Origin of the sequence: Stenotrophomonas sp. CASM101 (genome assembly GCF_049384845.1) — a bacterium.
Classification (GTDB): Bacteria; Pseudomonadota; Gammaproteobacteria; order Xanthomonadales; family Xanthomonadaceae; genus Stenotrophomonas; species Stenotrophomonas hibiscicola.
The window spans coordinates 218,196-229,959 of record NZ_JBMRFR010000005.1; the positions used below are offsets into that span (position 1 = coordinate 218,196).

Here is an 11,764-nt window from a genome sequence, read left to right on the forward strand (position 1 = left end):
CCATGAACGACGCGATCCGCACCGACACCATTGTGGCCATCGCCAGTGCCCCCGGCGCGGGCGGTGTCGGCCTGGTGCGCCTGTCCGGTCCGCGCGCAGCGGCCATCGCCAACGCGTTGGGTGCGCCTGCACTGCGCCCGCGCCATGCGCACTATGCGCGCCTGCGTGATGCCGACGGCGAGGTCATCGACGATGGCATCGTGCTGTGGTTCCCGGCACCGAACAGCTTCACCGGCGAAGAGGTGGTGGAACTGCAGGGCCATGGCAGCCCGGTGCTGCTGCAGCAGCTGGTCGCGCGCTGCATCGCGCTCGGTGCGCGCCAGGCGCGGCCGGGTGAGTTCAGCGAACGCGCGTTCCTCAACGGCAAGCTCGATCTGGCCCAGGCTGAGGCCATCGCTGACCTGATCGCCGCCGGCGACAACCGTGCCGCACGCGCTGCACGACGCTCGCTGGATGGCGTGTTCTCGCGCCGCATCGAGGCCGTGGTCGAGCAGCTGGTCATGCTGCGCATCCACGTGGAAGCGGCCATCGACTTCGCCGACGAACCGCTGGATACGCTCGGTGGCGCACAGGTGCGGCGCGGGCTGGAACAGGCGCGCAGCGACCTGGCCCTGCTGCGCCGCGATGCCGAACGCGGTCGCCGCCTGCGCGATGGCCTGCACGCGGTGCTGATCGGTCCGCCCAATGCCGGAAAGAGCTCATTGCTCAATGCGCTGGCCGGCAGTGAACGCGCCATCGTCACCGACATCGCCGGCACCACCCGCGACACGCTTCGCGAGACCATCCGCCTGGACGGGCTGGAACTGACCCTGGTCGATACCGCTGGCCTGCGCGACGGCGGCGACGCCATCGAACGCGAAGGCATGCGCCGCGCACATGTGGAAATCGAGCGCACCGACCTGGCGCTGATCGTGCTGGATGCGCGCGATCCGGCGACCGGCGAAGCGGCGCTGGGCGAGGCCGTGGCAGCGGTGCCGCACAAGGTCTACATCCACAACAAGTCGGACCTGCTGGATGCGCTGCCGATGCTGGACGACCCGGACCGTGTGTTCGTCTCGGCTGCGACCGGTGCCGGCCTGGAGGATCTGCACGCGCGCCTGCGTTTGATCGCTTCGGCCGGGGCAGGGGAGCAGGCGGATGGCGAGTTCTCCGCGCGCACGCGGCATGTGGATGCAATCGAGCGTGCGCAGGAGCACGCGCAGCGCGCCGATGGCGAGCTGGCGCAGGAGCACCTGGAACTGGCCGCCGAAGAGCTGCGGCTGGCGCATGACGCGCTGGGCGAGATCACCGGGCAGATGAGTGCGGATGATCTGCTGGGAAGGATCTTCTCCAGTTTCTGCATCGGCAAGTAACTGTAGAGCCGAGCCCATGCTCGGCTGCTCTACCCGTCAGCCGAGCATGGGCTCGGCTCTACAGGTGCGGGCTTCCCCCACCTGTCACATTGCCGCCGCATACTGACGCCCATCACATACCGCTTGGGGAAGTCGCAGTGAAGTCGTGGGGTTGTGCGTTGCTGTTGTCGCTGGCCGTGGCACCATCGGTGGCCATGAGTGCTGAATCCTCCACCCCGGCCGCGCACAAGGTGTCGGTCTATGGCCATCGCGGGGCGAGCGCGTTGCTGCCCGAGCACACCCTGGCCGCCTATGCGCAGGCGATCGCCGATGGCGCCGACTACATCGAGCCGGACCTGGTGATGACCAGGGACGGAATGATGGTGGCCCGCCACGAGAACGAGATCAGCGGCACCACTGATGTGGCCTCGCATCCGGAGTTCGCCAGCCGCCGCACCAGCAAGGTCATCGACGGCCAGAAGGTCGATGGCTGGTTCACCGAAGACTTCACCCTGGCCGAGCTGAAGACCCTGTATGCGCGCGAGCGCTTGCCGGAGCTGCGCAGCACCGCCTACGACGGTCAGTTCCGCATCGCCAGCCTGGACGAGATCCTGGCCTTCCTGGTGCAGCAGGCCGGGCGTGCCAACCGTGGCATCGGCCTGGTGCCGGAGATCAAGCACCCGACCTACTTCCAGTCGATCGGCTTGCCGATGGAAGACAAGCTCCTGACCGCGCTGCGTGGCAATGCCTATACCAACGTCGGCCCGGTCACCATCCAGTCGTTCGAGACCGCCAACCTGCGCTACCTGCGCGGCAAGATCCCGCGCGGCAGCAACATCCGCCTGCTGCAACTGCTGTGGAAGGGCGGCACCCAGCCGGCCGACATCGCCAAGGCCGGTGGCACGCTGACCTACGCGCAGATGATGACCCCGGCCGGACTGAAGGACATCGCCAGCTACGCCGACGGCATCGGCCCGGAACTGCGCTCGATCATTCCGCTGGATGCCAAGGGCGCGCTGAGCACGCCGACCACGCTGGTACAGGACGCACATGCAGTGGGGCTGATGGTGATTCCGTACACCTTCCGTCCGGAGAACCACTTCCAGGCCAGCAACCTGCGCAAGGGCGCCGACACCGCGCGCAATCCCGAAGGTTCGATTGCCGAGATGCACGCCTATCTGGCGACCGGCATCGATGCGTTCTTCACCGATGATCCGGCGCTGGGCCGGCAGGCGGTGGATGGCATGGGCGCGGCGGGGAACTGATTCTCCCGGTAGTGCCGGCCGCTGGCCGGCAACCTCATGAACCTTCGGTGGGAATTCCCGGGTTGCCGGCCAGCGGCCGGCACTACCCCACCTCTCAACCGCGCGGTTCGTCCGGCCGGCGGAACGGAATCACCACGTAGTCCTGGCCCTCGCGCGGCTGCCACAGCACCGGCACGCGCTGTGGCGACGGCGGCTCCAGCTCGTCGTCGGCCAGCGGTTCTGCCTCGTCTTCTTCGTCTTCCCAGCTGTAGCGCGGGCGCGGCGGCAGCGGGTCGGCGTTGCGGAACAGCAGCGCGGCGATGATGCCGGCGAAGGCGCCGCCCATGTGCGACTGCCAGGACACGCCATCGGCGTGTGGCAGGATGGTCATCAGCATGCCGCCGTAGAACAGCATGCCGATCAGGCCGGTGGCGATGGCGGTGCGGTCGCGGCGCAGCAGGCCCAGGCTGGCCAGCAGGAACATCAGGCCATGGGTGACGCCGCTGGCGCCCAGGTGCACGCTGCCCGGATTGCCCAGCATCCACGCGCCGATGCCCGAGCCCAGCCACAGCAGGGGCAGGGCGCGTACGGTGGCTTTCGGGTAGACACTGCCAGCCAGCGTGCCCAGGATCAGGATCGCGATGCTGTTGGCGGCGATGTGCTCGACCGAGGCATGCAGCATCGGCCCACCGATCAGGCCAAGCAGGCCCTTGGCTTCCAGCGGTGCGACCGCCCAGGGCCGCCAGTCGAAGGTGCCCTGCAGGGCGAACACGGCCACCAGCACCAGCACAGCGGCAAGGCTGAGATTGAACGCCCGCAGGATGCGCGAGCGGTCATCGCGAGGGGCCGGCACGTCGCCGGCGGGCAGGGGCGCGTTGTTGTCCATACCTCAGCAATGGCGGTGACTGGCGCGAAACCAAGGCCACCGCTGCGGGAGAGTGGGTGCGGCCGGCGGGACAATCCCGCCGGCCGGCCATGATCAGGCGTGGCCGGAGCCTTCCTTCGGCGGGTACTTCAGGCTCAGTACCACGGTGGCGGCGATGATGACCGCGACCACGCCCAGCGACACCGGGGTCGGGATCTTGAACAGGTCGATGATCATCATCTTGATGCCGATGAAGCCCAGCACCAGCGCCAGGCCATACGGCAGCAGGTGGAAGCGGTCGGCCATGCCGGCCAGCAGGAAGAACATCGCGCGCAGGCCCAGCACCGCGAACACGTTGGAGGTGAGCACGATGAACGGGTCGGTGGTGATCGCGAAGATCGCCGGGATGCTGTCCACCGCGAAGATCACGTCGGTGACCGCGATCAGGATCAGCACCGCGAACAGCGGGGTGAACCAGCGCACGCCGTCGCGCTTCACGCTCAGCGCGTTGCCGGCGTAGTCGGGCAGCAGGCGCAGGTGCTTGCGCATCCAGCGCAGGGCCGGGTTGGTCTCCAGGTCCGGCTCCTGGCCGGCGGCAAACCACATTTTCCAACCGGTGAAGAGCAGGAAAGCACCGAATACGTAGAGCAGCCAATGGAACTGGCTGATCAGCACGCTGCCGGCGAAGATCATGATCGTACGCAGCACGATCGCACCCAGGATGCCGATGATCAGCACCTTCTGGCGCTGCTCATCCGGCACCGCGAAGTAGCTCATGATCATCAGGAACACGAAGATGTTGTCGACCGCCAGCGCCTTCTCGACCAGGTAGCCGGTCAGGAATTCGAGGCCGACCTTGTTCGCTACCACCTGGCCGGCGGTCTCATTCAGGTAGTACCAGAGGCCGGCATTGAACAGCAGGGCCAGCGCGACCCAGCCGATGGACCACCACAGGGCCTCCTTGAAGGTGACCTTGTGCGGTCCACCATGGCGCATCAACACGAGGTCGACCAGCAGGGCGATGACCACCACCGCTGCGAAGCCGCCCCACAACCACACGTTACCGATCGTCTGCATTGGGAATGTCCGTTGGAAAGATGAATGCCAGGCCGGACGGCGAGGATCTGCAACGGAGGATCGGGAGGGGGATCCAGGGACAGAGCTTCGCCAGTACGGCGAAGGTCTCGCTCGCAGTTCCAGTCGGCTGGAACTGCCGTTGCACCGGAGCCTGCGGGCTCGAAATGACGGCGACAACGTCTGGGAGCTACTCCCCTTCTGCTGCCGATTCTGCGGCCTGGCCGGGCCGCCGTCAAATGCCGCGCCGGGCCCTGGATTTCCGGCCCCCGGTGCCCCCCGGCTACAATGACCGGATGAATACCCCCCTTCCGATTGTCCGCCTCAAGAATGCGTGGCGTTCCAGCCACCCGTGGATCTTCCAGAAACTGGTCGAGAAGCCGACCGTCCGGCCCAAGCCCGGTTCCATCGTCGACGTGGTCGGCATCGATGGCGAGTTCATTGGCCGCGGGTTCTACAACGGGCACTCGCGCATTGCCGTGCGCATCCTTGAGACCGACCAGAACGTGCCGGTCGATGCCGGCTGGTTCTCGCGCAAGATCGCCCAGGCGGTGTCGCTGCGCCGTGAGGTGCTGAAGCTCGACGCGGTCTCCGACGCCTGGCGCGTGGTGCACAGCGAAGGCGACGGCCTGTCCGGCCTGGTGGTGGATCGCTACGGCGACCTGGTGGTGGTCGAGTTCTTCGCCGCCGGCATGTTCCGCCACCGCGAATGGATCTACGACGCCCTGCGCGAGCAGTTCCCCGGCTGCCGCTTCCACAGCTTCGCCGACGAACACGTGCAGAAGCAGGAGAGCTTCGACTTCCACGGCAACACCACCACCGAAGCGGCGGTGATCACCGAGTACGGCATCAAGTTCCGCGCCGACCCGGCCGGTGCACACAAGACCGGCTTCTTCGCCGACCAGCGCGAGAACCGCGAGTGGCTGAGCCAGCAGGTGGAAGGCAAGAGCGTTCTGGACCTGTGCTGCAACACCGGTGGCTTCGCCGTGTACGCAGCAGCGCGTGGTGCCTCGGAAGTGGTCGGCATCGACATCGATGAGGACGTCATCCAGATCGCCAAGGGCAATTCGCGCCTGAACAACGTGCGCCCGAAGTTCATCCAGTCCGATATCTTCCCGTGGCTGCGCGACGCCGCCAACCGCGGTGAGCAGTACGACGTGGTGATCCTGGACCCGGCGAAGATGACCCGCGACCGCGACCAGGTCATCACCGCACTGAAGAAGTACCTGGACATGAACAAGCTGGCGCTTGGCGTGGTGAAGCCGGGCGGCCTGTTCGCCACGTTTTCCTGCACCGGCCTGGTGGCCGAGGACCAGTTCCTCGACATGCTGCGCCGCGCGGCCTATTTCTCCGGCCGCACGATCCAGATCCTGAAGGTCGCCGGCGCCGGCCCGGACCATCCGTTCATGGCCCACGTGCAGGAATCGCGTTACCTCAAGGCCGTGTTCTGCCGCGTGGTGGATTGACCGCGTGACTGCCGATCTCTGTAGAGCCGAGCCCACGCTCGGCTGATCTGTCTGGCAGCCGAGCCCATGCCCGGCGCTACAAAACGGCGGGCCACAGCGCTATGGTCGGGCTCTTCCCAACACCGGTGAGAGCCCATGCCATCGTTGCGCCACCTGTCCTTCGTGCTTGCCGTGGCGCTGTGCGCGCCACTGTCCGCCCACGCCATCGAGTTCAGCACGCAGGAGCTGGCCCGCGCCAAGGCCCTGCAGCAGCGCCTGGTCACGCTCGACAGCCATCTGGATACGCCGGCCAATTTCGGCCGCACCGGCTTCGACATCGAACAGCGCCACGACCGCAACGCACTCTCGCAGGTGGACTACCCGCGCATGGTCGAAGGCGCGCTGGACGGCGGGTTCTGGGCGATCTACACCGACCAGGGCGACCGCAGCCCCGCCGCTCACCTGGCCGAACGTGACCACGGGTTGCAGCGGTTGCTGGAAATACGCGAGATGCTGGCCGCCAACCCCGAGCGGTTCGCGCTGGCACTGACCGCCGATGACGCGGCGCGGATCAAGGCGGCCGGCAAGCGTGTGGTCTACATCAGCATGGAAAACGCCAGCCCGCTGGTGGCCGATCCCAGCCTGCTCTCGTTCTACCACCGCGCCGGCCTGCGCCTGCTCAGCACCGTGCACTTTGCCAACAACGAGTTCGCCGATTCGGCCACCGATCCCAAGGGTGCCGAATGGAAAGGACTTAGCCCGGCCGGCAAGGAGCTGGTGCGGCAGGCGGTGAAGCTGGGCATCGTGATCGACCAGTCACATGCATCGGATGCGGTGTTCGACGATCTGCTGGCAATGATGCCGGTACCATTCGTGCTGTCGCACAGCTCGGCCAAGGCGGTCTACGACCACCCGCGCAATCTCGACGACGCGCGCCTGCGCAAGCTGGCCAAAGCCGGCGGCGTGATCCAGGTGAACGCCTATGGCGGCTACCTGATCGACACCGCGAAGACGCCCGAGCGCAAACAGGCCGAGGAAGCGCTGAGCAAGCAGCTGGGCGGCTGGGAAGGCATGGGCATCGAACAAGGCGTTGCCCTGCTGAAGGCCGAACAGGCACTGGACCACGAGCACCCGGTGCGGCACGCCAGCCTGGACGACTTCTTCGCCCACTTCGACCACATCCTCACGGTGGTCGGCCCTGAGCACGCGGGCATCGGCCTGGACTGGGATGGTGGTGGCGGACTGAGTGACCTGCCCGATGTCAGCCAGCTGCCGAAGATCACCGCGTGGCTGCTGCGCAAGGGCTATACCGAGAAGCAGATCGCCGGCATCTGGGGCGGCAACCTGCTGCGGGTGATGCGCCAGGCGCAGGACTACGCCGCAAAGCAGGGCGGTTGAAACGCCCTGCGGTGGTGCCGGCCAGCGGCCGGCACTACCGGTGATCGGTCTATTTCGCGATCAGCGCATGGCGTCGGCTGTACAGCAGGTACAGCACCAGGCCGGCCACGTTCCACAACAGGAAGTACAGCTGGGTGGTGTGCGGCAGGCTGATGAACAGGTAGATGCAACCCAGCGCGGCCAGCGGGCCAACCACGAAGGCCAGCGGCGTGCGGAACGTGCGCGCGCGGTCCGGCTCGCGCAGCCGCAGCACCACCAGGCAGATGCCTACCGCAGTGAACGCGGCCAGGGTACCGGCGTTGGCCAGTGCGGCAATCTCGTCCAGGCGCGCCACGCCGGCCAGCGCGGAAACCACGACCGCAGTGAACAGCGTGGTTGCCACCGGCGTGCCGGTACGTGCGTTCACCTTGGACAGGCGACGCGGCAGCAGGCCGTCGCGGCTCATCACGAAGAAGATGCGGCTCTGGCCGTACAGGAAGGCCAGCAGCACGGTCGGCAGGGCGATGATCGCGATCACGCCGATCACCATCGCCGCGGTCGGATGGCCCAGCTGGCGCATGATCAGCGCCAGCGGCTCGGCGCTGTGGCCGAACACCGCGTAGCTCATCGCACCCACGGCGGCCAGCGCCACCAGCACGTAGACGATGGTGCAGCCGATCATCGAACCGATGATGCCGATCGACAGGTCGCGGCCCGGGTTCTTGGTTTCCTCGGCGGCGGTGGAGATCGCATCGAAGCCGTAGAAGGCGAAGAAGATGATCGCCGCTGCCGCCATCACGCCGTGCTCGACGCCGTCGGGGCCCATCGACTTGGCGAAGCCGTACGGCATGAACGGCTGCAGGTTGGCGCTGTCGAACGCGGGCAGGGCCACGGCCACGAAGATGGCCAGCGCGATCAGCTTGAACACCACCAGGATGGCGTTGAGTGTGGCGCTTTCCTTGGTGCCGGCCATCAGCATGCCGGCCACCAGCCAGGTGATGATGATCGCCGGCAGGTTGATCATGCCGCCTTCCACGTGCGGGCCGGCCGCCAGCCAGGCCGGCAGGTGCACGTTCCAGCCGAACTGGGTGTGGACCCATTCGAGGAAGCCGACGAAGTAGCCGGACCAGCCCACCGCCACCGTACTCACCACCAGCGAGTACTCCAGGATCAGGCTCCAGCCCACCACCCAGGCGAACACCTCGCCCAGCGCACTGTAGCTGTAGGTGTAGGCACTGCCGGCGGCGGGCATCATCGTCGACAGCTCGGCGTAGGACAGCGCCGCGCAGGCACAGACCGCACCGGCGATGGCGAAGGAGATCAGCACGGCCGGGCCAGCCAGGTTGGCACCGACGCCGATCAGCGTGTAGATGCCGGTACCGACGATGGCGCCGATGCCCAGCGCGATCAGGTGCGGCCAGCTGAGCGTCGGGATCAGGCGCCTGCCGGCTTCGTGGACGGTGACGGAATCTAGGGACTTGCGCCGGAACAGGGACATGCAGGCCTCGGAAGGGGTGACTTAGAACGACAAGTTCCCGAGTGTGACCGAACGCAGCGCAGCATTACCACTGACGGGGGTCATGATTGCCGGCGCGCGCGCTGCACCGCGACCAGACTGCCGGAATCGGCATAAAGCAGGCCGGGGCGCCAGAGGCGGTGCCGGCGAACAGCAGGGCCAGGCCGAGCAGCGGCAGCCGCCCGTTCATCCGTTCAACCCCAGCCGGATGCCGAACCCCACCAGGAACAGGCCGGCCACGCGGCGCAGCGCATCGCTGATCCGCGGGTGCTGGATCAACCGGCGGCGGGCCAGGTTGCCCACGCCGATCAGCATCGAGCAGTAGGCGATGCTGACCACCAGGATGATGCCGGCCAGGGCCGCGAAGGTCGCGATGCCCTGGTGCGCCTTCGGATCGATGAACAGCGGCAGGAAGGCCATGTAGAACAGGATCGCCTTCGGGTTGAGCAGGCTGACCAGGATCGCCTGCTGGAAGTAGCGGCCCGGCTGCATGCGGATCGGACCAGCATCACCGCCCTCGTGCTTGGGCGTGCGCAGCAGGCTGATGCCCACCCACACCAGGTAGGCCGCACCCAGGTACTGCACGGCGTGGAACACCAGCGGGTTGGCCTTGAGCAGTGCGGCCACGCCGGCCAGCGCCAGCCACATCAGGATCTGGTCGCCGACCAGCAGGCCGGCCAATGCGGTGTAGCCGCCACGCACGCCGCCACGGCCGGTGGCGGTCAGCAGGGTGAAGGTGCCGGGGCCGGGCAGGGCGAGAAACACCAGCACGGCGACCAGAAACGTCCACAGGTCCTGGATGCCCATCCACGGCATGGCGGTGTTCTCTCTTACGCGGGGCCGCCATTGTCGGCCAGCACCACGGCGGAGGACAGGGGGCCGGTGGGGCCAACCGGCATGCCAGACAGCAGCGGTTGCAGGTGCTGGCGCAGCTGCGCGTGCAGCTGCCGCACCGCGGGTGAGAACTGCTTGCGGTGCGGGCACACCAGCTGCAACGGGATGTCGCTGCCGACACCACCCAGCAGCAGCTGCAGGCGCCCGGCCAGCACGTCCTCGCGCAGGTCCAGCCAGGACTTGTAGGTGATGCCTTCGCCGGCCACGGCCCAGCGCCTTACAACATCGGCGTCGTCGCAGACCAGGGGGCCGCGCACGGCAACCACGGTACGACGCCCATCGACGTCGAAAGACCAGCGATCGTAGGCACGACCGCTGAGCTGGTAGACCAGGCAATCGTGCTCACGCAGTTCGTCCAGGCGCACCGGCGTGCCCCGTCGCTGCAGGTAATCGGGCGAGGTCGCCAGTACGCGCCGATTGCCTTGCAGCAGGGGCAGGGCGACGTAGTTGGCGTCGTCGAAGTGGCCGATGCGGATGGCCACGTCGACCGGGTCGCGGAACACATCGGCCACTTCATCGGACAGGCGCAGGTGCAGGCGCAGCCGGGGATGGGCCGCGCGGAACGCGCTCAGCCAGGGCAGCAGCAGGTTGCGGCCCAAGTCCGACGGCGCCGACAGCTGCAGGGTGCCGTGCAGTTCGGCGTCCTCGGCCTGCACGCGCGCCTGGCCCTCGCGCAGGGTGGCCAGCACGTCCTGTGCGTAGGGCAGGTACAGCGCGCCCTCGCCGGTCAGGCGCAGGCTGCGGGTGGTGCGCACGAACAGGCGCAGGTCCAGCTCGCGTTCCAGCCGCGCCACCGCCGCGGCGACCTGCCCCGGCAGCAGGTCGGCCTCGCGGGCCGCTTGCGAAAAGCTGCCCAGCGCAGCAGTGCGGACGAACAGCTGCAGATCGTCGAAACGGATCATCTTCATCGCCAGAGTGAAAGTGCTGCCCGATTCTGCGCCTTTCCGAGGGACCGCGCGCGGCGCAACCTGTCGCCTCCTCCCCCACTGGACCGCTGCCATGCGCGCCATTGCCTACACCCAAGCCGGCCTGCCGATCGATGATCCCCAGGCCCTGATCGACCTCGAACTGGAGTTGCCGCAGCCCGGCCCGCGCGACCTGCGCGTGGCGGTGCGCGCAGTGGCGGTGAACCCCGTCGACACCAAGGTCCGCCGAGGCGTGGCCACCGACGGCCCGCGCGTGCTGGGCTGGGATGCGGTCGGCATCGTCGATGCGGTGGGCAGCGAGGTGACCCTGTTCCAGCCCGGCGATGCGGTCTACTACGCTGGCGTCATCGATCGCCCGGGCAGCAATGCCCAGTACCAGTTGGTGGACGAACGCAGCGTCGGCCGCAAGCCGGCCAGCCTCGATGACGCCGCTGCCGCCGCACTGCCGCTGACCGCGATCACCGCCTGGGAGCTGCTGTTCGACCGCCTGCGCATTCCCGAGGACGGGGGCGAAGGCCAGACCCTGCTGGTGATCGGCGCTGCCGGTGGTGTCGGCTCGATCCTGGTGCAGTTGGCGCGGAAGCTCACCAGGCTGACCGTGATCGGCACCGCCTCGCGCCCGGAGACCCAGGACTGGGTGTATGCGATGGGCGCCCACCATGTGATCGACCACCGCCTGCCACTGGCCGAGGGCCTGGCGCGGCTGGGCATCAGCGAGGTGCAGCACGTGGCCAGCCTGACCCATTCCGACCAGCACTACGCGCAGATCGTGGAGCTGCTGGCGCCGCAAGGGCAGTTCGGCCTGATCGATGACCCGGGCCAGGTGGATGTGATGGCGCTCAAGCGCAAGGCGTTGTCACTGCACTGGGAATCGATGTTCACCCGCCCGCTGTACCGGACGGCGGACATGCAGCGCCAGCACGACCTGTTGAACCGGGTGGCCGAGCTGATCGATGCCGGCGTGCTGCAGACCACGCTGGGCGAGCACTTCGGGCGCATCGACGCGGCCAACCTGCGCCGTGCCCATGCGCTGCTGGAGAGCCATCGCGCCAAGGGCAAGATCGTGCTGGAAGGCTGGTAAGGCTCCTGTAG

Annotated in this window: 10 protein-coding genes; 5 read left to right on the top strand and 5 right to left on the bottom strand. The window is 67.6% G+C overall.

Going from position 1 to position 11,764, the window contains the following annotated elements; all coding sequences use genetic code 11:
- Nucleotides 1–2: 2 nt before the first annotated feature.
- Together mnmE and VG543_RS10595 are read left to right on the top strand one after the other, a co-directional pair.
- On the top strand, nt 3–1,352 hold the full coding sequence (gene mnmE, locus VG543_RS10590; protein ID WP_423178946.1) for a tRNA uridine-5-carboxymethylaminomethyl(34) synthesis GTPase MnmE: 1,350 nt from the start codon (nt 3–5) through the stop codon (nt 1,350–1,352).
- Between the two features lie 137 nt (nt 1,353–1,489).
- Nucleotides 1,490–2,596: a glycerophosphodiester phosphodiesterase gene (locus VG543_RS10595; protein WP_111099191.1), complete on the top strand. Its 1,107-nt coding sequence runs from the start codon at nt 1,490–1,492 to the stop codon at nt 2,594–2,596.
- Between the two features lie 94 nt (nt 2,597–2,690).
- Here the strand turns inward: VG543_RS10595 and VG543_RS10600 are convergent, their stop codons facing one another.
- Together VG543_RS10600 and VG543_RS10605 are read right to left on the bottom strand one after the other, a co-directional pair.
- A complete protein-coding gene (locus tag VG543_RS10600; RefSeq protein ID WP_021203280.1) occupies nt 2,691–3,461 on the bottom strand; it encodes a rhomboid family intramembrane serine protease in 771 nt (256 codons plus the stop codon).
- A 93-nt stretch (nt 3,462–3,554) separates the two neighbouring features.
- A complete protein-coding gene (locus VG543_RS10605) occupies nt 3,555–4,517 on the bottom strand; it encodes a TerC family protein (RefSeq protein ID WP_019658790.1) in 963 nt (320 codons plus the stop codon).
- 293 nt (nt 4,518–4,810) lie between these two features.
- Here VG543_RS10605 and VG543_RS10610 point away from each other — a divergent pair, with 293 nt between their 5' ends.
- Nucleotides 4,811–5,980, top strand: a complete 1,170-nt coding sequence (locus tag VG543_RS10610) for a class I SAM-dependent rRNA methyltransferase (RefSeq protein ID WP_019658789.1) — start codon at nt 4,811–4,813, stop codon at nt 5,978–5,980.
- 135 nt (nt 5,981–6,115) lie between these two features.
- Nucleotides 6,116–7,357 carry a dipeptidase gene (locus VG543_RS10615; RefSeq protein ID WP_019658788.1) on the top strand — a complete coding sequence of 414 codons (1,242 nt, stop codon included), beginning with the start codon at nt 6,116–6,118 and terminating at the stop codon, nt 7,355–7,357.
- 49 nt (nt 7,358–7,406) lie between these two features.
- Here the strand turns inward: VG543_RS10615 and VG543_RS10620 are convergent, their stop codons facing one another.
- The 3 genes from VG543_RS10620 to VG543_RS10630 form a co-directional block, all read right to left on the bottom strand.
- Complete coding sequence (locus tag VG543_RS10620; RefSeq protein WP_019658787.1) at nt 7,407–8,834, bottom strand: amino acid permease; 1,428 nt, start codon at nt 8,832–8,834, stop codon at nt 7,407–7,409.
- A 204-nt stretch (nt 8,835–9,038) separates the two neighbouring features.
- Nucleotides 9,039–9,668, bottom strand: coding sequence for a leucine efflux protein LeuE (leuE, locus tag VG543_RS10625; protein ID WP_005411716.1), 630 nt, complete (start codon nt 9,666–9,668; stop codon nt 9,039–9,041).
- A 14-nt stretch (nt 9,669–9,682) separates the two neighbouring features.
- Nucleotides 9,683–10,654 (bottom strand): LysR substrate-binding domain-containing protein, encoded by a 972-nt coding sequence (locus tag VG543_RS10630; protein ID WP_423179112.1) that lies wholly within the window; start codon nt 10,652–10,654, stop codon nt 9,683–9,685.
- 91 nt (nt 10,655–10,745) lie between these two features.
- On the opposite strand from VG543_RS10630, the gene VG543_RS10635 reads away from it, so the two are divergent.
- On the top strand, nt 10,746–11,753 hold the full coding sequence (locus tag VG543_RS10635; protein ID WP_164145137.1) for a zinc-binding alcohol dehydrogenase family protein: 1,008 nt from the start codon (nt 10,746–10,748) through the stop codon (nt 11,751–11,753).
- Nucleotides 11,754–11,764: the final 11 nt, after the last annotated feature.

Coding starts and splice junctions, on each gene's coding strand:
- VG543_RS10635 (WP_164145137.1), top strand. CDS start 10,746: ATGCGCGCCATTGCCTACACCCAAGCCGGCCTGCCGATCGATGATCCC.
- VG543_RS10620 (WP_019658787.1), bottom strand. CDS start 8,834: ATGTCCCTGTTCCGGCGCAAGTCCCTAGATTCCGTCACCGTCCACGAA.
- mnmE (WP_423178946.1), top strand. CDS start 3: ATGAACGACGCGATCCGCACCGACACCATTGTGGCCATCGCCAGTGCC.
- VG543_RS10600 (WP_021203280.1), bottom strand. CDS start 3,461: ATGGACAACAACGCGCCCCTGCCCGCCGGCGACGTGCCGGCCCCTCGC.
- VG543_RS10630 (WP_423179112.1), bottom strand. CDS start 10,654: ATGAAGATGATCCGTTTCGACGATCTGCAGCTGTTCGTCCGCACTGCT.
- VG543_RS10615 (WP_019658788.1), top strand. CDS start 6,116: ATGCCATCGTTGCGCCACCTGTCCTTCGTGCTTGCCGTGGCGCTGTGC.
- VG543_RS10610 (WP_019658789.1), top strand. CDS start 4,811: ATGAATACCCCCCTTCCGATTGTCCGCCTCAAGAATGCGTGGCGTTCC.
- leuE (WP_005411716.1), bottom strand. CDS start 9,668: ATGCCGTGGATGGGCATCCAGGACCTGTGGACGTTTCTGGTCGCCGTG.
- VG543_RS10605 (WP_019658790.1), bottom strand. CDS start 4,517: ATGCAGACGATCGGTAACGTGTGGTTGTGGGGCGGCTTCGCAGCGGTG.